The following is a 26,759-nucleotide window of genomic DNA, read 5'->3' as shown; positions in this document are numbered from 1 at the left end:
GAGTCGGCGTTCCTATTGCTTCGAACAATACTGCCAATCCGTACCCACCGCGCGGTCAAGTCTCAAATTGTGTGAACGCCCGCCCGGTCCGCGGTCACAATGGTGTGATGACTGTCGAATCTGTTGTGGTGTGTTGGTGATGGGGATTCTCGACAAGTTCTCGCTGGCCGGGCGGACGGCTCTGGTGACCGGCGGTTATCGAGGGCTCGGACGGGCCTTCGCCACCGGGTTGGCCGAGGCCGGTGCGGATGTGGTGATCGGAGCGCGCGACGCCGCGGCGTCGCAGGAAGCGGCCGAAGCGCTGGCGGGTGAGACCGGACGGACGGTGGTCGGCATCGGCCTCGACGTGAACGACCGGGCCTCCGGCCGGGCGGCGATCCAGACGGCGCTGGACGCGACCGGCCGGTTCGACATCCTGGTCAACAACGCCGGGGAGTGCGTTCACCGGCCGGCGCTCGACGTACCCGACGACGAGTGGGACGCCGTCTTCGGCACGAACGTCGACGGCCTGTGGAAGCTCAGTCAGGAGGCCGCCCGGCACTTCACGACGGTCGGCGGCGGCACCATCGTCAACATCGGGTCGATCTCCGCGCAGATCGTGAACCGTCCGCAGTGGCAACCGGCGTACAACGCGTCCAAGGCCGCGGTCCACCAGCTGACCAAGTCCCTGGCCGCGGAGTGGGCCCCGTTGAACATCCGCGTGAACGCCGTCGCCCCCGGCTACGTGAAGACCGAGATGGCGCCGGTCGACGAGCCGCAGTTCAAGGCCCGCTGGATCGACGACGCCCCGATGCAGCGCTACGCCGTACCGGAGGAAATCGCCCCCACCGTCGTCTTCCTCGCCTCACCGGCCTCCAGTTTCATGACCGGCTCAGTAGTAGTGATCGACGGCGGCTACACCCTCCACTAGCGGTATCGGTCGAGGAACGCGGTGAGTTCTGCGAGGTACTGCGGGCGGTTGTCGCGGCGTACCGAGTGGCCGGTGCCGGCGATGTGTACGGCGCGGAACTCGCCGGCGGCCGCTTGCGCGCAGCGGTCGGCGTACTCGGTGGAGATCAGCGCGCCGCGTTCGGTGTCACCGTGGATCAGCAGTACCGGGCAGGTGATCTCGGTCAGCAGCTCGGTCAGCGGCGCCGGGTCCTGATACGGCCGCTTGAACAGCTCTGGGTTGACCTGCGCCTTCGACACTGCCCAGGGTTCGAGTTCGTCCTCGGCCCAGTCGGGGTCGCTGGATCGACCTTGGGCGATCCGGGATGGCAGGTCGAGCGCCCGGACGTCCGCGAGCCAAGTCGGCTCGGACCACTCTTCGTCCTCGTGGTCGCCAGGCGTTCCAGGCGGCGGGTCTTCCAGCACGACCGCACGGACCAGGTCCGGCCGCGACGCGGCCAGGTAGGCGGCCGCCATCGCGCCCATCGAGTGGCCGACCACGACGATCCCGCCGTCATGGGGTTGGCTCGACAGCACGAGGGCGGCATCGTCGCCGTGTGCGGCATAGCGGATCGGTTCGTCCGGAAGCCCGGACTCACCGTGTCCACGCGCATCGATCGCGAGCGCCCGAGTCCCGGACATCTCGCCGAGCAGCGGCTCCCAGCACTGCGCAGAGTCCGAGAATCCGTGCAGGAACGCGACCTCGGCCGCCGCCTCGTCGGTCCGGTACCACGCCAGATGAGCCGTTCTGCCTCGCACACTGAACATGGCCCGGACCCTAGCGCAAACACCTAGTGGGTGCAGGCGCAGTCGCAGGTCGGGTGGCAGGGCTTGCGCGGCTCGGCGCAGACCTGGTGTGGGTGGAGGACTGGGCCGACGCCTGGGACTGCTTGGCTGCGGGCCAGGCGCAGCAAGGATTCTGCGGCGAGTGGGGCGTTTTCGCCGGTTGCGGACATGCGTGCGGCGATCATCCCGGCGACCAGGGGCGCGGAGAACGACGTACCACTCCAGCTGGCCAAACCGTCGAAGTGCCTGACTTTATGAGGAACGGGATCTTCGAAGCACTCGTAGTCGCCAACTGCGAAGGCGTTGACCAGATCCACGCCGGGTGCGTAGACGTCGACCCAGCCGCCGTAGTTGGAGAACCACGCGCGGCAGTTCCCGTCCGCGGAGAGAGCTCCGGCGCCGATCACCCACTTGTACGCCGCGGGGAACGTCGGCTCGTACGTCGTGTCGTTGCCGGCCGGCGCGACGATGACGACGTCCAGGTGGCGCAAACGCTTGTCGTAGAAGACATTGAACGTGAGCAGTGGCCGATGGAAGCGGGTGAAGCCGTCGAACTCGCAGACGATGACCTCCGCACCGCAGTCCATCAGTTCGTTCATCTTCTGGATGATCTCGTGCTCGTACGCCATCCCCGCGAACGGCCGGTTGTCGATGTACTCCGCCTTCTTGACGTGCACCTTCGCCTTCGGCGCCGCAGTGCGCACACAGCCGGCCACGAACGTCCCGTGGCACGCGTACGGCTTGATCTGTGTGGTGCTGCCCGCCTTGAAGGGATTCTCGACATCACCGGTGACGCCGGCCATCCACGGCCACACCTGCACACCGTCGACCAGGCCGCCGTCGACGACGCCGACGAACACATCGCGGCCGTCCCATCCGCGCGTTCCGCAGCAGATCCCGGTGCTCACCGGCGGCTCCGGGCACGCCGCCTTCCCGGGCACACCCGCCGGCTCGGTGGCCGGGCAGGGATGACCGTTGCCGTTCAGCGTCAGCGCGGTGTCCGGCGTCACCAGGTCGGGACCGTGCTTCTCCTCCACCCGAGCCAGTACGTACGGCGTCGACAGGGCATCGGTGTCGTCGTAGCGGCCGTCGCGCTTGCCGCCGAACTCCTTGCCACCGAACTTCCCGGGCTGTCCAGCCTTCACCGAACCGAACGTCCTGCCGTAGCGCCAGACCAGACCGGTGACACCGCCGATCACGGGCAGCCGATCGATGGCCACGTTCTCGGGGATGATCGGACCGCGGTCGTCGCCGGGCATCGGCGCTTCGCGCAGCGTTTCCAGTACCAGGTCCACATGTTCGGTGCGAACGAGGATGGTGTCCCGGCGGTAGAAGTACTCGACGTACCCGCGGTCTTTCCAGTCGGACGGGTACGCCGCCGCCGTACCGTGCCACCGCTCTTCGCGATCGTCTCGCTTCTTGCCACGACCCGTGCGCTCCTGGTCCTCGGGGTCGTCCAGGATGAGGTGCAGGGCATCTATGAGGCGTTGGTCTGCTGGCATTTCGTCCCCCTAGTTGGTCAGAAACCTTCCAAAAACAAGGTGGTACGGCGTACTACGATCGGAACAGGGCCACGTGAAGGGGAGGGACCGTGGACGCTGGCGAGCTGCATGCGCTCGCATTGTCGCGGCCCGCCGACGCCCTGAAGCTCGCCCGCCAGGTCCTCGCGAACTCCCCGTCCGACGCCGATGCCGCGGCAGCGCACCAAGCGGCGGGTGTCGTCCATCGCGACTTCGGTGACATCGGTGCGGCGGCGACCGAACTCAAGGCGGCGTACCGGCACGCTCGCAAGGCAGCGGATCCCGACAGCGAGGCAGACATCCTGGCGAGCCTTGGCGTGGCTCTGGTCATGGCCGGGCAGACAAGACGTGGGCTGGCCGTCCTCGACTCGATCGTCCCCGGCCGGACCGGTGTGCTGGCCGGCCGCATCCTGGTCCGCCGGGCGTGGGTGCGAGGGGCACTGCTCGGCAGGTACGCCGAAGCGCTGGCCGACGCCGAACAGGCCGTCGAACTGCTGAGCGACACCGGTGACCTGATGTGGGAGGCGCGGGCGCTGACCCACCGGGCGATGGTGCTGCTCGCGATGGGCGCGATCGAACGTGCCGACGTGGACTACGCCCGCAGCGAGGAGCTGTTCGCGAAGTGCGGCCAACAGGTCGAGTACGCCGACACCCGGCAGGCGCGTGGTGCCGCGGCCTTCGCCCGCGGTGACCTGCCGACGGCATTGCTGTACCTCGACGACGCACAACGGATGGTCGACGAGCTCGGAGTCTTCGAGCCGGACCTGCTCGCCAACAAGTGCGTGGTGCTGCTGGCGGCCGGTCTGACGCGTGACGCACTGACCGAGATCAACAGTGCGCTGGAGCGGTTCGAGCACCAGCGCGGCTCGACGGCTCGACGCGCGGAGTTGTTGTACTGCGCCGGACTGGCAGCGCACGCCGCCGGTGCTCTGGAGCTGGCCGAGAGTCGCAGCCGCGCGGCTCTGCAGCTGTTCCGCCGCCAGCAGCGTCCGTGGTGGGCAGCGCGTGCTGAGCTCGCCTTGCTGCAATCCCGCTACGCGGGCGGTGATCGTACGGCGCGATTGCTGCACACCGGCCGGCGACTCAGCGTCGAACTCGACGGACTCGATGCGGACCTCGCGGTCGAGGCGCATCTGCTGACGGGCAGGCTCGCTCTCGCCCGTTCCGAGCCGGCCGAGGCCAGACACCACCTGAGCATCGCGGCCGGCGCCCGGAACCGCGGCCTGCGAGCACGCGGCGCCGGCTGGCTCGCCCAAGCCACGCTCCATCAAGTCGACGGCCGGGCGCGGGCGATGCTGGCCGCCTGCCGGCAGGGCCTGAGCCTGATCGAGGTCTATGTGCACACCCTCGGCGCCACCGAACTTCGCGTCCTCGCCACCGCTCAGGGCGCCGAACTCGCCGCGATCGCGCTCCGGTACGCCGTCCAGCGCGGCAACGCCCGCCAAGTCCTCGAGTGGAGCGAACGCTGGCGCGCCACGGTGCTCGCGATCCCGCCGGTCCGGCCGCAGCAGGACGACGGCCTGGTCGCCGACCTCGCCGCGCTGCGCAGCCTGACGAACCGGCTCGAAACCACCTACGACCAGCGGCTCGGACCCGCCCCGCTGCACCGCGAACGCCGGCGCCTCGAAGCCGCAGTACGACGCAGAGTTCTGGTGACACCCGGCACCATGGGCCACCGGCCCGACCAGTTCCGCAGTACCGAGCTGCTCAGTCATCTCGGAGATCGCAGTCTGGTCGAGCTCACGGACGTCGACGACCAGCTGTACGCGATGACGGCAGCGCGCGGCCGGGTCCACCTGGAGTTGATCGGTCCCACCCAGGAGGCGATTCGTCGGCTGTCACATGCGTTGTTCGCGCTGCGCCGTGAGGCGACCGGACGCGGCGAGGACCGGCTCGACCTGGACGCCATCGGAGCCCGCCTGGAGACGGCACTCCTGGGCGACGTGGCCAGGCACCTGGCCGACGGCCCGGTGGTGGTCGTGCCGACCGGCCGGCTGCACGCCGTTCCGTGGAGTCTGCTGCCGTCGTTGCGGCATCGGTCGACCTCGGTGGCCCCTTCGGCGGCCGCGTGGTTGCGCGCACGGAGCGCCGTACCGCCTGCGACCGAGCGGGTGGTGCTGATCGGCGGTCCGCAGCTGTCGACCGGACCAGAGGAGGTACGACGACTGTCCGAGCTGTATCCGGACGCGGTGGTGCTCACCGAAGGCGATGCGACGGCAGAAGCGGTCCTGCAGGCGATGGACGGGGCGTCGTTGGTGCATGTCGCCGCGCACGGCACGTTCCGCGCGGACAGCCCGCTGTTCTCGGCGCTCCAACTCGATGACGGGCCGCTCACGGTGTACGACCTCGAGCGGCTGGACCGCGCGCCGTACCGAGTAGTGCTGTCGAGCTGCAGCTCCGCGCTGGGCGGACCCAGTGGCGCGGACGAGTTGCTCGGTCTGGTCAGTGCGCTGGTGGCACTCGGGTCGTCCGGGGTTGTGGCAAGCGTCGTACCGGTGAACGACCCCGCGACGGTGCCGCTGATGCTCGGCCTGCACGGCAGGCTGCGGGCCGGGGACGATCTTGCCGAAGCACTGGCCCAGGCGCGGGTGTCGGCCGGCGACGACCGGCCGGCGCGCACAGCTGGGCAGTCCTTCATCGCACTGGGGGCTTGAGTCATCGCTTGAGTCATAGCCGGACCCAGTCGGTGACCACTCGACCGGTCGCCGTATCGCAGCGCAGGCGGACCGCGTCAGCAGGCAACGACGGCAGCTCGAAGAAGCCGGATTCGTCCGCGCTGACGGAGTACTCGGTGCCGTCCGGGGTCTCGACGTGGATCTCGCCCGGGCCAGGCGGCAGGATCTGGCCGACGACTTCGTCCTGGGTCACCTCCAGCTCCATCGACAGCGGAGTGGAGCTGAACACCAGCACTCGGGTCTGCCCGGGATCGGCTCGGGTCCCCGCTGCGGCCTCGAGCGAGGAGTCGAACGTCAGGCTTGCCTGCAGGAGGTCCTCGTCGATCGTCCGCCAGGACAGCACGCCCTCGGCCTGCGCGGCGATCGTGTCTGCCAACGGCTGCGTACCGCGGACCGCCTCGGCGAGATCCGCGAGGAGACGCTCGTCGTCATCCCAGGGTCGCCGCGTCATGCCGATCACCTCCGGACGGCTCGGATCGCTCGGATCGCTCGGCGGATTCGACGTACGCCCGGACCCGCGGAGAGCTGCGGAGCCGTTCGAGCGCGCGTGCGCGGGTGGGACCGATGCTGCCTGCCGGTATCCCGGTGCGCTCGGTGATCTCGACGTACGACGGTCGCGGATCCTCGAGCAGCAGCAACAGCAGCTCGCGCTGCCGGCGGGGCAGCTCGGCCAGACCGGCCAGCAGCACCTCGTGCCGCTCGGCCCGGAACAGACCTTCTTCCGGTTCGTCGAGGTCCGCCGCGATCGCCTGGAACTCGGGATCCAGCGGGTCGTTGGGCTGCAGTCGGCGCCCGGACGACAGGTACCGGAGCGCCTCGCGGCGGGCGGTCGTGACGATCCATCCCGGCATGGCCCGCGGTTCCTGCAGGCTGTCCAGGTGCCCGACGAGCCGCAGCCACACGGTCTGCGCAACGTCCTCTGTCTCACTCGGCGTCAGCCGGAACCGGCGGATGACGGACACCAGCAACGGCGCGTACCTGCTCACGAGTTCGCTCCATGCCTGCTGATCGCCATCGGCCGCGGCGGCCACCAGAGCGGTGACCGGCGACACGTCGTCTTCCATTCCGGCTGCCCCCTTGATGCCGTGTCCCTACTGAACGGACCGCGCCGGAGCACCTGTAGATACATGCCAATCCAGCTTCAGACCGGTAGCTCTGCGTAGGCCGATGCCGGCAGGAGCCGCAGGCCGGTGTGCAGAGTCACCAGCTGCTGGAGCGCGTACGTCGCGGAGCGCTTGAAATCGAAGCCGTGTGCACCGAGGGTCACCTCGACGGAGCAAGCGCCTGGACTCAGCCCGACGAGCAGGCCGCTCTGGACGGTCAGCCGGAGGGCTTCCAGCGTGAAGAGCAACGTGAGATCGAAGGTGATCGTGACCGGAGTGTACTGGTCGACGGTCACGTCCACCTCGGGGTGATGGATCGACGAGATCTCGTGCTTGGCCAACGTGACGTACTCGGGCGACCGGGTGCCCGCGAGAGTGGCGCTCGCTGCCTCCTGGAGGTTGCGATGCGTCCGCCAGGCCCAGAGGATCGGCTCACCCAGGTCGCGATCGAAGGTCCCGGCGAGTGCGTGGGTCACCGGCGCCGATGCCAGCCAGGCGACTGGACCGAGGTGCGGTGCCATTTCGAGCACCTTGCTCCTGGTGATCAGGTCGTTCAGCTCGGTGGAGGCGTCCGGGCTGGTCCGGTTGAAGTGCGAGGCGATGGTGATCTGGCTACTGGTGTTCATCGGTCTTCTCCTGCAGGTACTGGCGCCCTGGATCAAGGCGAGCATTGATGCGGATTCGGTGTGCTGGGGCGGATTCGTGGATCTGCGGGATCCCCGGGGCCAATCGCCCGGCCGCCTGAACGTGAGGCACCGGTTTGGGGTGCGTACCCGGTCGGTGCCTGATCCGGCTGACGGTCCCGGCTGCCAGGACGGCCGTCACGAGCACCAGCGGCACCAGCCACGATGGCCAGTTCGACTCGCTGGCGGCGAGCTCCACCGTCACCGTGGTTCCTGTTGGGACGAGCTCCCCAGGGCGGGGCTGCTGGCTGATGACCTGTCGATCGCGACCACTTCCACCGACCAGAGCAAAGATCAGCTCGACGCCCTCGACCGCGCCACGAGCCTCGTCCTCACCGCGGTTGAGCAGGTCCGGAACCGGCACGAGCTTCGGCTTCGGCGCGCGGGTGACGTCGACGGCGACGACGGTGCCGATGTCGACCTCGGTACCGGCCCGCGGATGCTGGTTCAGGACGATCCCCGGTGCGTTCCCGGGACGGACCACGCGAGACCGGAACGTCAGCCGAGCCACCCCGACCGCCTGCTTCGCGGTGGATTCGAGCCGGCCGACGACATCCGGCACCACTGTGTGGACCACGGCGGGCGGCACGGGCGGCGTAGGCGGAACGACGGTGGTCGGCGGTGGCGTCGGCGGCGTGGGCACCCGGCGTACGTCGGCTGTCACGGTGCTGGCGCGTTCGACCAGCTCGCCTGGCTGGGGCCGCTGGCTGACTACCCGCCCCGGCTGCTCACCGTCCGCGAGGATCCGTTCCTTGTAGGTGAGGCCGGCGTCTTTGACCAGGGCCGCGGCTTGATCCTCGGTGCTGTTGATCAGATCTGGCACCGGAACAAGCACCGGCGACGGCGGGACGGGCTCGCTGAGCTTCAGGCCGGCCTCGTCCCCGAACATCATGTACGTGCCGGCACCGGGGTTCTGAAACTCGACTGTCCAGTCCGCTGCGCCGTTCGCCGGTGACGTTCGGATCCCGATCGTGCGCCGTGCCGCGATCTTCTCCGCCTCGGCCAAGGTCTTCCCGACGAGGTCCGGCATCACCACGCCGCGGGTGAGGGCAACCACGAATCCCCCGTCGGGGTCGCCTGTGCCCTGCAACTCCTGCTTGACGACGACGACGGCCTTCTCGCCGACCTGCACGAAGTTGTAGTTCACGACCTTGCAGTTGTAGCCGGCGTCTCGGAGACGGTCCGCTGCTGTTCCCAGCGAGAGGCCGAGCACCTTGGGAACGGCCGGGGGTGAGGCGGTCCACTCAGCGGTTTCCGCGCACGCGTCTTCAGCGACGCCGGCCGCGGCGGTTCCGGCCGGCAGCAGCGTCGCGATCGCAAGGGCTGCCGCGGCGATCAGATACCTGACGCGATGGATACTCACACCTGTCTGACCGGGTCGCCGGGCCGGTTGATACCCGCATGCAACCAACTTCGGCGTCGGAGGCGTGTCTAACCCGGTATCAAGGATGGGAGATCAGATGAGTGATCGGGACGCGGCGTTCGAGGCGTACTTCGCGGCACGTTCCGACGCCATGCGCGGCACGGCGTACCTGCTCTGCGGCGACTGGCATCGTGCGGAGGACCTGGTGCAGCAGACGTTCACGAAGCTCTACCTGGCGTGGCGCCGGATCCAGCGGCACGAGGCGATGGACAACTACACCAGGCAGACACTCATCCGGACGTTCCTGTCCGAGCGGCGCCGGGGGTGGTTCCGGCACGAGTCGGTCGAGTCCCAGGCGACCGACCGGGCGGCGCCGTCGGCCGACCGTGCCGACGAACGGCTCATGTTGCTGGAGGCACTCGTGAAGGTGCCGCCGAGGCAACGCGCGGTGCTCGTCCTGCGGTACTGGGAGGACCAGTCCGTCGAGCAGACGGCTGCGCTGCTCGACTGCTCGACCGGAAATGTGAAGAGTCAGGCCGCCCGCGGGCTGGCGACACTGCGCGGACTGCTGGAAGAGGAGAAGGTTCGATGAACGAAGAGGATCTCAACGAGGCACTGCACGACGTGATCGTGCGCAGCAGCCCACCCCCGTCGATGGATCCTGCGCGCGCTCTGGAGCAGGCCCGACGGGCGCGCAAGCGGCGCAGGGCGGCGTGGGGCGTGGCAGCCGTCGTACCACTGGTGGTCGGCATCGGAGCCGGTCCCGCACTGGTCGCGAACCTCACCGGTGACCGGTCGGTGGGCCAGATGGTGGCGGGCGGCCCGGGCGCCACGCCGTCGACATCGCCGTCAGCATCCACGCCGCCGCCGGTCACCACTGTGGCGCCGTCGACTGCGCCGAAGACCCGGAAGACCGGTGACCCGTGGCCGGAGGGCCAGGTGGACCGTACGGCGACCGCGGGTCCGCGCGCCGATCGGGCCGTGACGCTGATGAACGACCTGACCTCGGCTTTACCGCCGGGGTTCACCTCGCCGAACCTGAAGTACCCGGAGGGCGGCCCGATGAGATGGCCGCAGAGCCAGTACGCGTCGAATGACGGGGAGCCGGACTACTGGGAGTACATGGCCTCCATCCCGGTGCAGAAGGACAACCGGGTCGGCAAGTTGCTGGTGCAGTCGACCACGCCCGACGGGAAGCCGGCGACGGACCCGTGCCAGCTGGCCAAGAAGTTCTGGGGCGGGACCGGCACCTGCGCCGTCGTGGACGTCAACGGCAAGAAGGTCGGCGTACTGACCACCAAGGGCGGCGGCGACTACGACCAGTGGGCCACCTACCGGTACGACGACGGCACCGTCGTGTACCTCGCCCAGGCCAAGAAGAACGACCGCACCGACCGAGCGCCGCTGACCCAACAGGTATTCACCCCCCGCCAACTGGCCGAACTGGTCACGTCACCGAAGTTCAAGATCAGCGCCTGACCCCGCTACGGGTGGGCGGCGCGCGCTGGGGCCGGCAGGAGCAGGAGCCCGAGGACCATGCCGAGTAGGCAGGGCAGGCCGTGGTTGTCATGGAGAATCGTGCCGACCACGGCCAGCACCGGCACTACGAATGCCGACATCCTGAGGTTCGTCGGGAAGACGACGCCGTACCGGCGGGACGCGACCATCACCACCACTGTCAGTGCACCGAGCAGACCGGCGCTGCACATCGAGTTGCCTGCGCCGACGGGGTTCAGCCAGACGTAGCTCATGAACTGACCGAACAGACCGCAGCCGAAGTAGAGAACCAGCCAGCGCACGCGGCCGAACACGCGCTCGGCGAGCGTACCGACCACCGCGAGCCAGATCAGGTTGACGATCAGACCGGCTGCCCAGCCGTCCTGGAAGAACATTCCGGTGATCAGGCGGTACCACTCGCCGGCGTCGATCCGCGCCGCGTCCCGCACCACGTGGTCGTACAGCGGTCGGTGGACGAGCTGGGCGACGCCTGTGGTCATGGCTCAGAACGTAGCCGACCGACCGCGCAGGCCTGGTGCAAATCGGGGTTTTATGGCCTCGTCCAGGGGCTTATACGGTCGATTTCATGGACTGGAACTTTCAAGCCGCCGGAGAGCTCGCGGCCGCTTTGCGCGCCGGTGAAGTGACCTCGGTGGAACTGACCGACGAGGCGATCGCCTGCATCGAGCGGGACGACAAGACGATCAACGCGATCTGCGTGCCGGACTTCGACCGTGCGCGGGCCGCCGCGCGCGGTGCCGACCAGGCGCGCGACCGTGGCGAGGATCGGCCGCTGCTCGGTATTCCCGTGACGGTCAAGGAGTCGTACAACATCGCCGGGCTGCCCACGACCTGGGGTATGCCGCAGTACCGGGACTATGTGCCGGCCGAGGACGCAGTACAGGTGTCGCGGCTCAAGGCCGCAGGCGCGGTGGTGCTGGGTAAGACCAATGTGCCGTTGGGGCTGCAGGATCTGCAGAGCTTCAACGAGATCTACGGCACGACCAACAACCCGTGGGATCAGGATCGCACCTCGGGCGGATCCTCCGGCGGATCAGCGGCGGCCCTGGCGTCCGGATTCGGCGCGTTGTCCATCGGCTCCGATATCGGCGGCTCGCTGCGTACACCCGCGCATTTCTGCGGTGTCTACGCGCACAAGCCGACACTTGGCCTGGTGGCGAACCGCGGGATGGTCCCGCCAGCCGCGCCGGCCTTGCCGGTCGATCTCGACCTCGCCGTCGTCGGCCCGATGGCGCGCACCGCCCGCGACCTCACGCTCCTGCTCGACGTCATGGCCGGACCGGACCCGCTGACGCTCGGCGTGGCACACGACTTGACCCTGCCGCCCGCACGCCACCAGCGGCTCAGCGACTTCCGGGTCCTGGTCCTCGACGAGCATCCGCTCCTCCCGACCGGGTCCGCAGTGCGGGCCGGCGTGAACCGGGTGGCCGACGCGCTTGTCGACGGCGGTGCCCACGTCGTACGGCGTACTCCGCTGCTGCCTGACCTGGCCGAAGCCGCAACGCTCTACACGCAGTTGCTGTTCTCGGGCTCCGTTGCGCGTTTTCCGGTCGAAGCGTACGAGCAGCTGCGGACCCGCGCCGCCGGACTGAGCGCGGACGACCAGAGTCTCGCCGCGGCGCGGTGGCGCGGGATGGTGTTCAGCCACCGCGACTGGATCGAGGCGAACGACCGTCGCGAACTCCACCGTCACGGCTGGCGGCAGCTCTTCGCCGAGTTCGATGCCGTGGTGTGTCCGATCACGCCGACTCCCGCGTTCCCGCACGACCACAACCTCGATCTGCTGGAGCGACGGATCGACATCGACGGCGTCGAGTACCCGTTCTTCGACCAGCTCGTCTGGGCCGGTCTGGCCACCATGCCCGGCCTGCCCGCCACCGCCGTACCAGCGGGCCTGTCCTCCGAAGGCCTGCCGGTGGGAGTGCAGATCCTCGGTCCGATGTTCGAGGACCGCACCCCACTACGGCTGGCCGAACTGCTCGAGCAGACCATCGGCGGCTTCCAGCCACCGAACTAGGGCTACTTGGTGGCGGCCACCAGGTCGGCTTTGTGCAGCTCGAGCCACTTCTCGAAGGATTCGAGGGCCGGGTTCAGTTCGCGGACCTCGGTGAGGTCGCGGTTGCCCGTGAACTCGTTGTGGTTCTCCGCATAGAACTGAAACATGTGCGTCAGTCGTGACGGCGTTGTCCTTGAGGGCCCTCGTCTTTGGCTCTCCCCAGGTGGTGTTTCTGCAGGTCAGAGGCCCAATTCGGGACCCGCGTCAAGCGGCTGATCAGCCGGGACCACCAGGTGCCTTCTGGCGGTCTGTTCCGTCACTGTTCCGTGAGCCGCCAACGAGAAGATCCGGCCGAGCCGCGAGTCGATCGCCTTGCGGGCACGGTCATGCGACGACGGCAGCATGTGAGTGTAGAGCCGGAGCGTAAACCCGGGGTCGGCGTGCCCGAGGTACTCGGCGAGCTCCTTGATGTTGACCCCGTCGGCCAAGGCGACGCTCGCGTAGTAGTGGCGCAGGGCGTGCATCCCGGTCTCGCGATTGGTGAGGAACTGGAGCCCTCCTCGCGCGTTCCTGGTCGGCTCCGGGATCACGCCGGCTGCCGAGAGCGCGGGAAGCCACGCTCTCTCGTTGTAACTACGAGCTGGAATGTGCCTGTCGTCGCGCCACCGGAAGAGGATCTTGGCCTCATGCGGTTCGCCGTTCGGCCGCTCCCACGGCAGGCTGTATGGCCGCGGCTCGAATGACTCGATGTGCCGCAGGAGCGTCAGCGCGGCGCCCTCCGACATTGGCACCGTGCGCTCACGGTCGTTCTTCGGGAGCGCGAAGACGAAGTACTTCCCGAGCTTCTTCACCTGCCGCCGCACATGGATGACCATCGAGTCGAAGTCGATGTCGTCTTCGCCGAGACCGAAGAGCTCGCCCTGACGCAGGCCGGCGGCCGCGCCGATGGTCGGAATGGCTCGGTACTGCACCGGGTGGCACTCAACAATGCGCTCGACGGTTGCATCGCTCCAAGCCACGACCCTGCGATTCTTCGGGACTGGGACTGTGACCACTCCGGCCTTTGCCGGATTCCGCTTGATTGTGTCGTCGTCCACTGCCATCTCAAGGGTCCCGTGCAGCACGACGAATGCCGTCCTCGCCGTCGCCGCTCCCTTTCGCCGCTCGAGGTCAGCAAGCCAACTCGCAACCTCCGACGGCTTGATGCTCTTCACCTGCCGCTTCCCGAACACCGGAAACACATGCAGCCGCCAAGCCGTGTCGTACCGGATCTCTGTCGTCGGATCGACAACCCGCGACCCCAACCAACTCTTCGCCACAACCTCGAACCGCACCGTGCCGGCGTGCGGATCGACGTACTCGCCGCGAGCGACGTCCGTCTCCATCTCGGAAGCAAACCGAGTGGCCATGATCTTGGTGTCGAACGCCCGCGACTTCTCCTTCCCATCCGGCCCGACCCAAACCCCCAGCCACCGCTTCCCCCGCCCCCACCGCTTCTCGTTCCGCTCCCGTTTGACCGACCCATTAGCCTGCTCAACCGCCGTAGTCCACAAATCCTTCACAAACGCCACAAGACGACCTCCCAGCCGACGCGCTGTCGACCACCTCAACGCGCGAGCGACAGGGACTTTCGAGATCGGCCAGCTTCTGGGCGATCTTGGTCGTGCTCTGGACCTGCGTATACATGCACCATCGGCCAGGCAGTCTGGGCGCATGGAGCGCCAGCAGCCGTGTGCACGCGCGAACCCGAACCTCGAAACCGCGGATTTCCAACTGAGGTTGATTGTCGTTTGTCGACGATGTGCGAAAGCTCTTACTGGCAAGGGATTCGGGGTGGTCTCGTGCCCGTCGGTTCTTACCGCTCACCATCCTCTCGCGCTGATTTGGGTGCGTAAAGAGGTGAGTCCGCAAGGGAGCGAGTGCCGAGGCGTGTCAGCGGTGAATGACCGCCATCGACTACTCGACGCCGTACCGAGTACGACGGCCTGAACAAGTGGCGTCGAACGGTTGGGAGCAGCTCGCGCCCGACCAGCGTTCAACCACAACGACCGGCGCGGCGTTCGCCCACCCGGCAGCTCGACCACCGAATGCCGCCGAGATGATGGCGATGTCAACTCGCCGTCTCCCGTATCACTGACTCCGAGACCCGCTGCCCTGAGTGCTTCACGTGACTGTGCGTGTCGAGATATAAGTAGTTTCTTGGGAGGGTTGCATGGTGCGGGGGCGGCGAACGGTACTGCTGATAACGGCAAGTGTGGTGGCACTCGCTGGGACTGGATTGACGGTTGCGGCGAATGTGGCGACAGGCGGCTCGGCCGAATGGTTCCCACCGATCGATCGGCATCCGTTGTGGTGGGTCGCTGGAACGACTCTAGTTGTGGCCGCAAGCGGCCTCTTCCTGTGGCAGGTGCAGCGAGCATACGAGCGTGGCTTGTCTATGCGCATACCGGTCGCTCAACGTCCTGAGTCCTGGATGGTCGATCGACCGGTCGAGGTAACCCAGATTGTGCGAGCGCTGCGGCGTCGGCGCGGCACAGCGACCGTGGGAATCACCACAGCCGTGCACGGAGCAGGCGGCTTCGGGAAGACGACCGTCGCGCGCTTGGTCCGATCGGATCGCCGGATACTGCGTAGGTTTCGTGGCGGCGTGTATTGGGTGACCTTGGGGCGCGATATTCACCGCGGCGGCTTAGTGAAGGAGGTTAACGACCTAATCTTTCGTATCGACCCGGCTCGCGCCAAGACCTTCGATGACGCGCGGCAGGCTGCGGAGCATCTAGCCGCGGTGTTAGCCGAAGGACCACGTCGGCTTGTGATCCTCGACGACGTATGGTCCGAGGACCAACTCGCAGCCTTCCCGACCGCTGGTCGATGTGCGCGGCTTGTGACGACGCGGATCCAGTCAACGGTTGCCGACCGAGGCATTCCAGTCAAAGTCGATCAGATGTCTTTTGCTCAGGCTCGAGAGGTGCTGACCGCTGATCTGCATCCATTGCCGCCACCAGCCATTGTCGAGAAACTCTTAGTAGAAACGGGCCGGTGGCCCCTACTTCTCCGACTCGTCAATAAGGTCATGGTTGACCAGATGAGATCGCAGACTGACGTCTCCGATGTGGCGCAGTCTCTATTGCGCCGGCTGCATAGTCGAGGTGTCTTGAAGGTCGTGAACCACCTGACCGACTCGGCTTCACTGCAGCTAGACATCGATGATCCGGAACAGCGGAGCCAAGCCGTCGGGGCCACGATCGAGGCCAGCGCCGGGCTGCTTAGGGGAGACCGGTATATCCGTTTCGCTGAGCTGGCAGTATTCGCAGAAGATGAGACGATCCCTCTCTCTCTAGTGATTCTGTTGTGGCAACAGACCGGGAGCGTGGACGATGCCGCCGGCAGGGCATTGTGTGCGCAACTGGACGATCTAGCCCTGGTGACTGTCACCGCGACCGACGACGGCGGCACCATCACTCTGCACGACGTCCTGCGCGACTATCTCCGTGATCAACTGGGCGGCAGCACGATCACTCGATTGCACCAGACGCTCTTAGACGCCGCCGGCGCAGGGCTGCTCGGACACCGAGCCGGCGATAACACGGTCGATCAGAACGGAGTAGCGTGGTGGCAACTACCCGACTCAGCTCGATACTTGCGCGAACACCTCATCGAGCATCTGCTCGGTGCTGACCGTGCCGCCGACGCCGAGGCTGTTGCCACCGACCTGAGGTGGGTGTGCGCACGCCTAGAAGAAGGAGGACCGATTGGTCCTGCGAACGACCTTGCGCGAATCGGAACCCCGCGCGCGAACCACCTCGGGCGATTGCTAGGACAGATCAGTCACCTCCTCGCAGCCACCGATCCGCCCTATTCGGTCATTGACATCCTCCACAACTGCGTAGCCCAGGACGCTGAGTGGAGCCCGCAAGTTCACTCCCTTGCGGCTCTGCGAGAGAGGCCCGCCCTTGTGGGCGCTTGGACCGTAGCTAATGGAACCGACCCGGCGCTGCTGCGCACATTGACTGGCATCGCAGTTGGAGTGCCGGCTCTCGCCGTCTCGCCTGACGGAACTTGGTTGGCGACTCCAGGTCAGGGCGGAGTGCTGCAGATCTGGGACAGCTCCACCGGTGCTCTGCGGGCGACGCTTATGAGCGGTGGCTTCGCAATGCATGCTTTGGCGGTCTCCCCGGATGGGTCCTGGCTTGCCGGTGCAGGCAACGACGAGACGGTTCGACTTTGGGAGGTCGCCGCTGGTGCCTCACAAAGGCATTTGCGTACGGGACAAAATGTCGTCGAGGCACTGGCCTTTTCTCCGAACGGAGATTGGCTCGCCACCGCGGGGCAAGAAGGGGAGGTCAGGATTTGGGACACGCGCACATGGGCCCTCCTCGCGCAGGTCTACAACGGGCGTGGCCCCCTCTGGTCGCTCGCGGTCTCTCCAGACGGTACCTGGATGGCCACTGGCGACGGTGCCGGGATCGTGCGGATCTGCGACACCGCCAGCGGCGACCTACTGCATCAATATCGCATCAGGGACAGCCCGGTATGGTCTCTGACGATTTCACCAGATGGCACCTGGTTAGCGACGGCCGACGATGGGGTGGTGACGATTCGGAACATGACTACCGGCGCTGTGAAGCAGCTACCTCCTCGCGGCGACGGTGCACGATCGGTGGCGTTCGCGGCGGACGGCAGCTGGCTTGCTGTTGGCGACATAGAAGGAAGAGTGCGGATCGTCGACCCTGTCAGTGGCACCGTGCGCAAAAGACTAAGCGGCCATCGCCTCAGCGTCGAGGCGATGGTGCTATCTCCGGATGGCAACTGGCTAGCGACCGCGGACCAGGAGGGCAGGGCGCGGATCTGGGACGTCACATTTGATGGCCTGGAGCGGCAACCGACCAGCGAGCTTAATCCAGTGCAGGCCGTGGCCATCTCGCCAACTGGCGGTTGGTTTGCAACCGCAGGTGATGACAGAACGGTATATACGCGGGGGATGGCCACTGGGCGCCGAGTTAGTCGGCTTCCCGGCCATATCGGTGAGGTGCTGGCTTTGGCGATTTGTCCGGACGACAGCACGCTTGCCAGCGGCGACAGCGACGGGGTCGTGAGGGTCTGGGACGGCAGAAGCGGCGATCTGCAATCTGAACTGACTGTCAGTGAGACCCCCGTGCGGACGTTGGCGATCGCTCCCAGCGCCCGCAGGATTGTTAGCGGCGACGCTGATGGAGTTGTTCGATTCTGGGACGCCGACAACAAGAAAACGGCAGTGATCGGACACAAGGGCGCGGTGCGTACGGTGGCGATCTCTCCCGATGGCGACCGGGTTGCAACCGCCGGCGACGATCGGAGGATCCGGATCTGGGACGTCGTCCAGGACCTCCGCAGACCACTGACTGTCGGTCGCAAGCTGGTGCGCTCGATGACCTTCTCGCTTGACGGCGCTTTGCTAGCCACGGCAGACACCGACGGCTTCATAGAGATTTGGCTGGTAGCGACCGGCGCGCTCCAAACGCAGTTGGCCTGCGGGCGCCAGTTGCAGTCAGTGGCATTTTCGACGGACGGGCGATGGCTGGCGTCCGTCGAACGCGATGGCGTCGCGCGGGTATGGCAGACGAACGGCACGTGCGTTGCCATGATGCGTGTCGAAGCCTCCTTGCTGACATGCGCGTGGGACCCTCGTGGCACCGCTCTCGTGGTCGGTGGTATCGGCGGACTATACCGATTCGATTTTCACACAGGCCTCATGGGCCGCGCAGGCGCCCGGCCCGACTCGGTCTGAGAGGCCCCGTGCGCTCCGTGCGCAAAGGTCGAGCCGAAATGTGTGCTGTCGATGACCAGCGTGCCGGCGCACACACCTATCGCGTCGAAACCTGCCTGCGCGCTGTGGCTGGCTCACTGGGCAGCCGGTTCCGAGTTGGGCTGTTCGAGCTCGAGCCTGGCGAGCGTGAGTAAGACCGAGGGATCCACCCGCGCGATTGCGTCGAGGGGAGTTGGCCAGTCGGCGAGCGACCATGCGTCCGCGATCAGGCGTTTCGTAACAGCTTGTGTCTCGATCTCGGCGAAGGTGGTGGCTTGCACCGCTGCCAGCTCGGCCAGGGCTCGAGCCCGCTTGCGGGGATCGACGAGCTTCTCGAGAAGCTGCTCTGCATCGGCATATCGTTCGTTGCGAGCCAGCGCGCTGGCCAGAGCAGTCAGCCATCTGGCGTGTTGATCAGGATCAGGCATTGCTTGTTCCGCAGCTTCGCGGAGGGTTGCTGCCCGGCCCGGCTCGCCGCCGTCATACATGGATGCGGCAACGGCAAGTCGCGCATCGGCTTGAAGGCCTGTGTGCCCGATTCTTGCGGTGAGTTGCTCGGCTTCGGTGAAGTTTCGCACCGACGCCTGTAGAGTCGCTAGTTCGCCGAGCAGGGTTGCTTGGAGATATGTGCCGTTGACGCTCTCGATTGCCCGTGTCGCGTCATGGATGATTGTTCGTAGCTCGTCAGTTCGGCCAACTTGGATGATCGAGTGGGCAACCAACATGAGCGCCTTCGCTCTCACAGACGGTTCGCTGATGGCGACCGCGAGGTCCGATGCCTCGGTGAAGCTATTGGTCGCCGCCAGCGTCTTGATGAGCTCACCTTGCGCCCAGGCGCGCTTGCCTGGATCTGTCGTATTCGCAAGGTTCGCTGCTGCTTCGCGAGCGATGAGATGCGACTGTCTGTAGTCGCCGGACTCGGCAAAGGCGATTGCGGTTGCAAACAACGCCTCAGCTTGCTTGTAGGAGTCATGGACGGTGAGGGCGATCTTGAGCGCCTCAGCTGGCTGGTCGACCTGACCCAATTTCGTGGCGAGTGACCGCAACACCGCGTCTCGCTGCTCAGGATCCTTGATCGTGGTCGTCGTCAGCTCCGCTTGCGCAGTGACGGCTGCTGCGGTGACCGTATCTCCGGTTTGCCACAGAGCCCCAGCCAGCGACGTCAATTCCGTCGTCCGTCTGACCGGATCCGTCAAGGCCGCAGCTATACGCTCGGCTTCTTCCGCAACTTCGGTGGCTTGTAAGGTGTCGCCTACTGCGATCAGAGGGATGGCGAGATCCGTCAGTACCTCGACACGCCTGGCGGGTTCTGTCACGGATGCTACGAGGCGCGTTGCATCGTCGTAGGTACCGGCCCGAACGACGGCCGAGGCGAACTCTCTGAACCAGCCACCGGGCAGGTAGAACTCCGGAATGGACGATATGATGCGTTCGGCCTCTATCCGCAGCCCTGCGACGCCGACCGCGATTGCGAGAGCGGCGAGCAGCCGCTCATATTCGCCGTAACCGGCCGCGCCGACCACAAGGTGCTCAGCGTCGCGGACAGCCGTGGCCGCGTTCTCGAACTCCTGCCGTTGGGCGCGATTCGCAGCGATCGCGGCCAGCATCATGACGTGGCCGGGCACATCGCGATAGTGCGCGCCGACCCGCGCCGCCTCGACATGACGCCCTACTCGCGTCAAAGCTTCGACGAGCGCTGTCCGTGCCCGAGATTCGAATTCTGGGTCAGAGACGGTACCGAGAATCTGTTCGGCTGCATCGGCAAATCCAGCGTCGACCAGAGCGGTGACGAGAGTTCTGATGGGCTCGTCGCTCGACCACCGCGGGGTCCTACGGTCGGCACGTTGAATTTCGACGGCGACTACCATTGCACGTTCTGGCGCCAGAGTCTGGCCTACCAGCGTCGCCAGGGCAATAAGATCCTCGGCGGGCGCTGCAGGGCCGGGGAGTGATGAAACCAGTCGATGAGCCTCGTTGGACCGTCCATCTAGAGCAAGGAACATCGCCACCGTTAGGGCCGTCTCAGAATCCGCGAGGCTTTGATCGACCGCGGCGAGCTCGCTCAAGTTGCCCCGTCCGATCGCCAGGGCCACAGCGAGCGCAGCTGGTCGCGCCTCCCCTGGGATCAGCCACTCATCTGAACCCCTGATGAACTCGAGGAACTCGCGCACTATGGCCATCGCATCGCGATACTTGCCTGCGACTGCCAGCGCGGTCGCGAGCTCCGGGACGGCGCCGTGGCCAGGGGCATGGGACGCGCCAGCGATTCGTACGGCGTCACGAACCATGCCTGCGTTAGCCAGGGACGCGACGACCTGTGTCCGGACGCGACTCCGATCGGCGAGGTCGGTAATGGCGTTCAGCGTCTGCTCTACGCGCTCGATGACGACGGCGGCCTCGACGGGAAGTCCGGCGTGTGCTTCCTCGATCGCCACGAGCATCAACGCCTCTATTCGTCGCGCCGAATCGGTGATGGCCCCAGCCAGATTCTCAGCACGCCTAAACTGTCCGAGGCGTGCCCACGCGACCGGTAGCCGTGGGGGTGTGGCCCGGTTTCGGTGGCGGAGTTGGTCGCGATGCCAAACGACGCTGCCCAACGCATGGAGATCGAGCGACGTGGGCATCAGTTGTTCGCGCCCTGCGCTGGGGGAGACAGGCACGCGCTCAGTCAGTAGGTCGGCTGCCAGCGTCAAGTCGCCGAGTCCGATCGAGTCACCGCCACTGTTTTTCCGCAGCCGCGCCTGCCGATCGGTGTCGGTTGCGATCGCGACGAGCCGATCAGTCCTCCGCTCGGTGGCGAGCATGCCGGCGTATCCACCGAGTAGGTACCGAGGTGTCTCCCGCGGCCACTTTTGTCTCGCGTAGCCATCGGCCCAGGCATGGATGCGGTCGCGATACGAGGGCAGGTCGCCGGCGAAAGAGGCTCGTGCGTACTCGCGCAAGGCGTCATGAGAGAACTCGTATCCGAGATTCTCCACATCAGGTATCAGGGTTCGGGCAAGGTATCTGCTCCAGACCTGCCTGATGTCAGACTCCAGAACCTGCAGATTCTGTGGCTGAATCAGAGATTTCAAATCGGCGTGGGTGAGCGGTCCGCCTGCTGCCGCGAGGAATCCGATGATTCTCGCATCGAGCCGTCCCGGGTCCCGGAGCGCGTGGAGGATCTCTTGCTCGGCGCGCCGCCGAACCTTGTCGGCAACCGTGGATGGTTGCAGCACTACCTTATGGTTGTGCAATGGATGTCCGTCGGGTATCCCGGTCGGTGCGCCCGCTCTGCTGCTGATGATCAATGCCGCGTTCGACGGCAACATCATGTTAGGGGATCCCGGCAACCACTCTGTGACAGGGATCTGTCCGAGCGGCTCGAACTCGTCGAGTCCGTCCACAACCACCAGCAGCCTCCGGCAGTGCTGGGCGGCGATCTGTAGCAATGTCTCAAGACGCGCCACGCTGGTGCCGTCGATTATTTGCAGTTCCAACTGTCGGAGCTCGAAATCGGGAAGGTTCATGGCTGCGCCGAGTTGCGCCGACAGGCTGACGATGACGTCGCGGGCCGTGTTCAGGCCGGCTGAGCGTCGGAGGAAGACGCTCACGACGGCGGTATCCTGTGCCTGCTGGTGAGCGGCCCACCATGCGAGCAGGGCGGTCTTGCCGCCAAAGGCACCGGCCGAGTACCAGCGCCAGCGCTCTCCACCCGCGGCGAACGCGTCGAGGGCCATCAGTTCGTCATTGCGGCCTGACAGGAGGGGCGGTGCGAGCCGCTGCGCCGACCGCCGAAACGTCGCTGACATCACGTTGGCCGACGAGGTGATAATCGTAGGTCGACTCAAGGCGGGCACGTTCGACCAATCGCTTCTCGAGCCGGTGCCCGCCAAATCAGTGGGTAAGCCTGCGACAGTCAGGGTGGTGGCACCCTCCGATGGATGGTGCTGCACTACGACCCCGATGAGCTGCGAACCCGCCCAGACCGCACTGCCGGACATACCCTCCCATACCGATCTGATCTCGCCGGCCGTGCCAGACTGTTGGGCGGCCTCCGCGGTCTGTGTCTGCGTTGCGGCATCGGGACCACCGAATACGGTCAGGGCCAAGGTTCCGGTGCGAGCGTTGCTAAGCGGCATCAACTCTCCGGCAACGGCTGCGACCTCACGGATCAATGGTCCGGCAGAGGCTCCTTCAGCAACGGGCTCGTTTGGCGATTCCCGAAGCTTGAACCAAGGCAGGCCCAGCGCGACGACGGGTATCGATTGACCACTGTCGCGGTCGATGGTCGCGAACACCGCTGGGCTAAAGCCATCGGGTGGCTGATGCTCCGGGATCGGAAGCAACGCCCACTCGCTCCCGATGAACCGGATCGCACTCAGGTCGACGATTGCCTCCTTCCGAGTGCTGAGCTCGGATTCCGGATCGACCCATGCACGCACTGAAGGCATGCCTCGAACAACATGGCCGGCCGTCAGGATCCACCCTCGCTCGATGAGGTATCCGGATCCGACATGAGCACGGCCTTCGCGGCTCGAGACCCGCAACTCGACCACACAGCGGGACGACGGATGCTGAAACCGGCTCTCAGACAATGCGCGCTCTGATTGATTCACCGCAATCACTAACGCGTGTCGCCAGCCGACCGAGGCGCTGGCGGTTGCTGTTCATCGTCCGCGATCGGACCAGAGATGTTGAGACCCGAGTGTGTCACCGTTGTCCGGCCCTGCTCATCGACAATCATCGACGCAACCTGAGGCCGGAGGGATATCGTGAGCGACTGGGTGCCGGATCGTGTCGACTCGCGTGCCGCTGTACCTGATGCCTCGGCCGACCCGAAGACCCAGAATCGTCCCGTCACCTTGCCGCCGAGTTCACCGGAGGTTGTGCGTTCGTGCACGACCTCCAAGGAGACGGTGACCTCTTCAACCCCGAGCCGTACCTCGCCGCCGCGTTCCAACGCTGCCTGCCGCGCCGCCTCGAGATCGGTGTGCAGATCGGCCAGAAAGTCCACCAACCCGAGCCGTCCGGATTCAATCCCCACTCGGCTGCCCCCTTCTTGACATTGAATACAGAAACCGGAGCACCCGCAGGAATCGGAGCGACTCCGGTACGTTCCGGATGTTAGCCGTCGTCTCGGCATGGTGCCCAGAGTGACGCTGCCCTCCTGTCGAGGTTGCTGCGAGCGGCCTGCGTCCGGATGCTTACGGGGTTTCCGGTTCGCTAGCGCGTCCCTCCGAGGCGCCCCTGAGCCGGAGACTCTGATCTGCGATGTCAACAGCCTCCAGCGCGCGATCGATGTCCACAGGGTGGCCGCGGATCGGTTGGTTGGCCACCCGTACGGCGTAGTTGAGAGAGGAACACGCATCGTCAGGCGCTGCTCCGATGTGCATAGAGACAGAGATAAGTTGATCATCCCCGAATTTGTAGTTCCTAGCTGTGGATTGTCTGAGCGTGAGTTCAACCTGGCGGCGTATGACCGTAGGGCAGGTCCAGCTTTCGCTGGCGAGAATCTGCTGCCAGGCCCGGCGGAGAGTCCTCGCCACCGACAGCCGGCTGGCCGACGCGCTCAAGGGTCTCGTTCTCGGATTCGTCATCGTGGGCACGCGGCGCAGCGCGAGCGGAGGATGCTCCGTGAGCGGAGGATCCGGAATATCAGAGGTTCACGGTTCGAGGTTCTTCGATGCTTGTTGGAGAAGCTCGCGACGTGTGCAGGTCCAGTCGGTGGACCAGCTCTGGTCTGTTTCGCGGTTGCGCGGCAGAGTGTCGATCTTCTCGGCGATCGACATTTGGACGGCGAACAGTTGAGGCGCCTGTCCGGTTCCCTTGCATTCCTGACAGTGCACGAGCTTCGACGTGAACGCTGCTCCGCCCAAGCAGGCTGGGCATGGGACGAGATCGCCCAGGACGTCGACGGCGAGGCTCTCCGCGAGGTTTGTCGGTCCAGTGCCGCCGTACCCCCATTCGAACTGGCCACGAGCACGTGACTCGTCGTCGCGTAGCAGGCGTTTAGTGCCGCCGTGTTCTTCGACCAGCACCAAGGTTGCGCTGCCTCGCAAACCCCGATAGGTCAGATCAACGAAGCGCGGATCGGACAGCATGTTGTGAAGGCGCCCGGCAAATGGCGGTACGCGGCGAGGGAACGCTGGCGTCCGACGCGGTTCTACTGACCAGTGGATCGCCGCGCGGATCAGTCTGTTCAGCGGTTTGCCTACCGCCCGCAGACCTGGCGCCCTCTCACCGAGGGCGTCCTCAAACACCTTCACGCCGTTCTTCAATTCGCCGCGCCATCTCGTGAGGAGATCGTGGAGATGTTCGGCAGCGTCGGGGTTGTCGCCGGACCGCAGGCTCGCGGCGCTGTGAGCCCACAGGCTGCTAATGAGAGCCGCGGCATACGACGGATCCTGGTGAGCATGCGCAAGGGCACTCATCATCTGCTCCTGCGCCTCTGAGACCAGTCCGGCCGGTAGTGGAGCGACCTCGGCCGATCCGGGCCTGCGCTGATGGTGCAATGGCTCAGTCAGCCACCCGACGGTCCGAAGTCGAGCCTTCCAGAGCTCAGTGGCAAGCGGAAGGGGATTGCCGTCGGTCGACCAGGCAAGCACTCCGGTGACGCTGCGGGTCAGGTCTTCGAGTCGAGGGTCAGCTGAGCACGCGGTGATGAGCGGATCAACCTCCGAGATCAGGCCACCGAGCAGTCTGGACTCGCGAACGTGGTGCGCAAAGCTGCGATCCTGCTGATGCTGAGTGAGCTGCAGGATTGCTAGCTGAAACGAGCGTCCGAGGTTCGTGGCGGCCGAAATATTGACCGATGTCGCGGACATTGTGATGGCGGCCAGGAGCCGGCGACCGGTGATGAGAGCGCGTCTGTCGAACCCGCCTTCGAACGCAGCAACCATCAGGTCGGCCAACGCCTTGCCAAACGCCGCTGAGGGGTCTTCATCGTCAGGACTGTGGGCGTCACGCCAACGTGTCCTGTCGGGCGGTCGTGAGACCTGGGGATCAGAGTCCGTCAGTAGGGCGACACCGATCTCCTCGAGCGCGTTCTCGACTGTGTCCGTTCCGTTGTACTGACCCTGCTCGTACATAGAGTGCGCCAACGCGCGGATTCTGCGGATGTCTTCTGCGAGCTCGCCGGGTCCCTGCCAGCCACCGGGCCACCGGCCGGCGTCGGGCCGCGGTGAAGCCAAGATGCTGACGAGATCGTCCGTCGTGGCTTGCAAGAGCTCGTTTGCCTGGTGCTCATTGGGCGACTTGGGCTCGTCTTCTCCTCCTAGAGCAAGCGCGGCCGACACGATGTCCTCAACGTCGAGTCGTTCTAGCCGCTCTCCAGTTGTCGCCTGCGTGATCTCTGTGATGATCGTCGTAGCCGCATGTCGGTGCGGGTGCGTTAGGACTGCTCGTCGGCTGTCCTGGGAACTGAGCGGCCGACTTGCGGGTCTGCACGGTACAGGCGGTACGAGCAGTGCCAGTCGCGCGATTGTTGCTTCGGCCAGACCATTCAAGGCTTCCTTGCCGATTGCATGATGACCATCGGCTCTGGCCCGCTGGCCTATCCCAGTGAGTGCACCTCGGATCGTGTAGTGGGCAGACGACCTGTGTGCTAGGGCCACGCCTAGCACTGTGAGAACGATGACGGTGTCTTCGGTGACCGATGGATCTGTGCTGCCGTCGATGGGGCCACGGGCGATCCGGCCGATAGCCGCGTCGGTCCTTGCCCGCTCTGTGGAGTGGGGTTGCGATGCCAGCAAGTAGGCAGCGGCGACGAGTGCCCGCCGGCGCTCGATGGCGCCAAGCGCGGGATGTCCCGCGAGTTCGACGACGACATCGGTCCGGTCCGTCGTACGACGCTTGTTGCCGATGGACCTGCGACCGGGCGCTCGTACTGCGCGTCGAATCGCCCGGTCGACGAGCCACTCGGGAGCTGTGCGCTCCATCCCGATCCAGACCATGGCCGCTGCGAGCAGAAGTGCCCAACCAAATGCCGCGAACGCCAACCTGCTCCAGCGAGCAGTTGGAGCCATCGCGACCCAGAGCGGGAAGGCAACGCCGATCGCAACGATGACGAGCAAGCCGACCCTGGCCGGTACGTCGAAGATGCCCCGCATTGCCCGCCAGGATAGCGATGCCCGCAACTGAACCGCAGCAAGCCCGACGGTCAGCAACAGCGCGACCAGCCCCGCGATGATCGAAGCAAGCCCGATGGTTACCTGCGACTGCCACCCACGCGCGGTCGCATCGTCCGGCAACGATAGCCGCGGCCACCGCACAACCGCGACCGTCCACGCTACACCGATCAAGACCATGGACATACCAAGAGACCATCGAGGAACCCGCACCCGCCGCAGTATGCACCGAGTATGCGGCCTACTCCGTCTTCGCTCCCGGTCCGTCGCTGAATACCTACTCACGCAAGCAGTC

At 66.0% G+C, this 26,759-nt stretch carries 18 protein-coding genes; 6 read left to right on the top strand and 12 right to left on the bottom strand.

The window, feature by feature from the left end; translation table 11 throughout:
* The first annotated feature begins 139 nt into the window (after nt 1–139).
* Nucleotides 140–910 (top strand): SDR family NAD(P)-dependent oxidoreductase, encoded by a 771-nt coding sequence (locus ACLJOO_RS29270; RefSeq protein ID WP_410790656.1) that lies wholly within the window; start codon nt 140–142, stop codon nt 908–910.
* On the opposite strand, the gene ACLJOO_RS29265 is transcribed toward ACLJOO_RS29270, so the two are convergent.
* Nucleotides 907–1,695, bottom strand: a complete 789-nt coding sequence (locus ACLJOO_RS29265; protein ID WP_410790655.1) for an alpha/beta fold hydrolase — start codon at nt 1,693–1,695, stop codon at nt 907–909. The genes ACLJOO_RS29270 and ACLJOO_RS29265 overlap by 4 nt on opposite strands.
* 23 nt (nt 1,696–1,718) lie before the next feature.
* Nucleotides 1,719–3,215: a S8 family peptidase gene (locus ACLJOO_RS29260; RefSeq protein ID WP_410790654.1), complete on the bottom strand. Its 1,497-nt coding sequence runs from the start codon at nt 3,213–3,215 to the stop codon at nt 1,719–1,721.
* Between the two features lie 89 nt (nt 3,216–3,304).
* Here ACLJOO_RS29260 and ACLJOO_RS29255 point away from each other — a divergent pair, with 89 nt between their 5' ends.
* Nucleotides 3,305–5,887 (top strand): CHAT domain-containing protein, encoded by a 2,583-nt coding sequence (locus ACLJOO_RS29255; protein WP_410790653.1) that lies wholly within the window; start codon nt 3,305–3,307, stop codon nt 5,885–5,887.
* Nucleotides 5,888–5,900: 13 nt separating this feature from the next.
* On the opposite strand, the gene ACLJOO_RS29250 is transcribed toward ACLJOO_RS29255, so the two are convergent.
* The 4 genes from ACLJOO_RS29250 to ACLJOO_RS29235 all read right to left on the bottom strand — a co-directional run bounded on the left by ACLJOO_RS29250 (nt 5,901) and on the right by ACLJOO_RS29235 (nt 9,057).
* Complete coding sequence (locus tag ACLJOO_RS29250; protein WP_410790652.1) at nt 5,901–6,359, bottom strand: hypothetical protein; 459 nt, start codon at nt 6,357–6,359, stop codon at nt 5,901–5,903.
* Nucleotides 6,337–6,972, bottom strand: coding sequence for an RNA polymerase sigma factor (locus ACLJOO_RS29245; protein ID WP_410790651.1), 636 nt, complete (start codon nt 6,970–6,972; stop codon nt 6,337–6,339). The genes ACLJOO_RS29250 and ACLJOO_RS29245 overlap by 23 nt, the downstream gene beginning before the upstream one ends.
* A 77-nt stretch (nt 6,973–7,049) precedes the next feature.
* A complete protein-coding gene (locus ACLJOO_RS29240; RefSeq protein WP_410790650.1) occupies nt 7,050–7,637 on the bottom strand; it encodes a hypothetical protein in 588 nt (195 codons plus the stop codon).
* Complete coding sequence (locus ACLJOO_RS29235; protein WP_410790649.1) at nt 7,624–9,057, bottom strand: PASTA domain-containing protein; 1,434 nt, start codon at nt 9,055–9,057, stop codon at nt 7,624–7,626. The genes ACLJOO_RS29240 and ACLJOO_RS29235 overlap by 14 nt, the downstream gene beginning before the upstream one ends.
* Before the next feature lie 97 nt (nt 9,058–9,154).
* Here ACLJOO_RS29235 and ACLJOO_RS29230 point away from each other — a divergent pair, with 97 nt between their 5' ends.
* Together ACLJOO_RS29230 and ACLJOO_RS29225 are read left to right on the top strand one after the other, a co-directional pair.
* The gene (locus ACLJOO_RS29230; protein WP_410790648.1) at nt 9,155–9,649 is read left to right on the top strand and encodes a SigE family RNA polymerase sigma factor; all 495 of its coding nucleotides are present in this window, start codon (nt 9,155–9,157) and stop codon (nt 9,647–9,649) included.
* Nucleotides 9,646–10,536: a hypothetical protein gene (locus ACLJOO_RS29225; RefSeq protein ID WP_410790647.1), complete on the top strand. Its 891-nt coding sequence runs from the start codon at nt 9,646–9,648 to the stop codon at nt 10,534–10,536. The genes ACLJOO_RS29230 and ACLJOO_RS29225 overlap by 4 nt, the downstream gene beginning before the upstream one ends.
* A 5-nt stretch (nt 10,537–10,541) precedes the next feature.
* Here the strand turns inward: ACLJOO_RS29225 and ACLJOO_RS29220 are convergent, their stop codons facing one another.
* Nucleotides 10,542–11,054 (bottom strand): rhomboid family intramembrane serine protease, encoded by a 513-nt coding sequence (locus tag ACLJOO_RS29220; RefSeq protein ID WP_410790646.1) that lies wholly within the window; start codon nt 11,052–11,054, stop codon nt 10,542–10,544.
* Between the two features lie 86 nt (nt 11,055–11,140).
* Between ACLJOO_RS29220 and ACLJOO_RS29215 the strand changes: the two genes are divergently transcribed.
* Complete coding sequence (locus ACLJOO_RS29215) at nt 11,141–12,592, top strand: amidase (protein ID WP_410790644.1); 1,452 nt, start codon at nt 11,141–11,143, stop codon at nt 12,590–12,592.
* Nucleotides 12,593–12,594: 2 nt separating this feature from the next.
* On the opposite strand, the gene ACLJOO_RS29210 is transcribed toward ACLJOO_RS29215, so the two are convergent.
* Together ACLJOO_RS29210 and ACLJOO_RS29205 are read right to left on the bottom strand one after the other, a co-directional pair.
* A complete protein-coding gene (locus ACLJOO_RS29210) occupies nt 12,595–12,738 on the bottom strand; it encodes a hypothetical protein (protein ID WP_410790643.1) in 144 nt (47 codons plus the stop codon).
* 72 nt (nt 12,739–12,810) lie between these two features.
* Nucleotides 12,811–14,142, bottom strand: coding sequence for a tyrosine-type recombinase/integrase (locus ACLJOO_RS29205; protein ID WP_410790642.1), 1,332 nt, complete (start codon nt 14,140–14,142; stop codon nt 12,811–12,813).
* 641 nt (nt 14,143–14,783) lie between these two features.
* Between ACLJOO_RS29205 and ACLJOO_RS29200 the strand changes: the two genes are divergently transcribed.
* Complete coding sequence (locus ACLJOO_RS29200) at nt 14,784–18,338, top strand: NB-ARC domain-containing protein (protein ID WP_410790641.1); 3,555 nt, start codon at nt 14,784–14,786, stop codon at nt 18,336–18,338.
* Nucleotides 18,339–18,451: 113 nt separating this feature from the next.
* Here ACLJOO_RS29200 and ACLJOO_RS29195 read toward each other — a convergent pair whose 3' ends face one another.
* From ACLJOO_RS29195 to ACLJOO_RS29185, 3 genes are all read right to left on the bottom strand, one after another.
* Entirely contained in the window at nt 18,452–22,954 is a 4,503-nt protein-coding gene (locus ACLJOO_RS29195) for a trypsin-like serine protease (RefSeq protein ID WP_410790640.1), read from the bottom strand.
* A gap of 8 nt (nt 22,955–22,962) precedes the next feature.
* Nucleotides 22,963–23,352: a trypco2 family protein gene (locus ACLJOO_RS29190; protein ID WP_410790639.1), complete on the bottom strand. Its 390-nt coding sequence runs from the start codon at nt 23,350–23,352 to the stop codon at nt 22,963–22,965.
* Nucleotides 23,353–24,001: 649 nt separating this feature from the next.
* On the bottom strand, nt 24,002–26,650 hold the full coding sequence (locus ACLJOO_RS29185; RefSeq protein WP_410790638.1) for a hypothetical protein: 2,649 nt from the start codon (nt 26,648–26,650) through the stop codon (nt 24,002–24,004).
* Nucleotides 26,651–26,759 lie beyond the last annotated feature (109 nt).

The organism is Kribbella sp. C-35, from assembly GCF_046549195.1.
In the GTDB taxonomy this organism is placed as follows: Bacteria; Actinomycetota; Actinomycetes; order Propionibacteriales; family Kribbellaceae; genus Kribbella.
The sequence above is the reverse complement of the archived record's forward strand: the minus strand, read 5'-3'. Positions and strand labels throughout refer to the sequence as shown.

Bases quoted from the DNA above. Each gene is read 5' to 3' on its own strand.
- ACLJOO_RS29230 (WP_410790648.1), top strand. From the start codon at position 9,155: ATGAGTGATCGGGACGCGGCGTTCGAGGCGTACTTCGCGGCACGTTCC.
- ACLJOO_RS29245 (WP_410790651.1), bottom strand. From the start codon at position 6,972: ATGGAAGACGACGTGTCGCCGGTCACCGCTCTGGTGGCCGCCGCGGCC.
- ACLJOO_RS29265 (WP_410790655.1), bottom strand. From the start codon at position 1,695: ATGTTCAGTGTGCGAGGCAGAACGGCTCATCTGGCGTGGTACCGGACC.
- ACLJOO_RS29260 (WP_410790654.1), bottom strand. From the start codon at position 3,215: ATGCCAGCAGACCAACGCCTCATAGATGCCCTGCACCTCATCCTGGAC.
- ACLJOO_RS29250 (WP_410790652.1), bottom strand. From the start codon at position 6,359: ATGACGCGGCGACCCTGGGATGACGACGAGCGTCTCCTCGCGGATCTC.
- ACLJOO_RS29215 (WP_410790644.1), top strand. From the start codon at position 11,141: ATGGACTGGAACTTTCAAGCCGCCGGAGAGCTCGCGGCCGCTTTGCGC.
- ACLJOO_RS29200 (WP_410790641.1), top strand. From the start codon at position 14,784: ATGGTGCGGGGGCGGCGAACGGTACTGCTGATAACGGCAAGTGTGGTG.
- ACLJOO_RS29220 (WP_410790646.1), bottom strand. From the start codon at position 11,054: ATGACCACAGGCGTCGCCCAGCTCGTCCACCGACCGCTGTACGACCAC.
- ACLJOO_RS29270 (WP_410790656.1), top strand. From the start codon at position 140: ATGGGGATTCTCGACAAGTTCTCGCTGGCCGGGCGGACGGCTCTGGTG.
- ACLJOO_RS29225 (WP_410790647.1), top strand. From the start codon at position 9,646: ATGAACGAAGAGGATCTCAACGAGGCACTGCACGACGTGATCGTGCGC.
- ACLJOO_RS29240 (WP_410790650.1), bottom strand. From the start codon at position 7,637: ATGAACACCAGTAGCCAGATCACCATCGCCTCGCACTTCAACCGGACC.
- ACLJOO_RS29185 (WP_410790638.1), bottom strand. From the start codon at position 26,650: ATGTCCATGGTCTTGATCGGTGTAGCGTGGACGGTCGCGGTTGTGCGG.
- ACLJOO_RS29210 (WP_410790643.1), bottom strand. From the start codon at position 12,738: ATGTTTCAGTTCTATGCGGAGAACCACAACGAGTTCACGGGCAACCGC.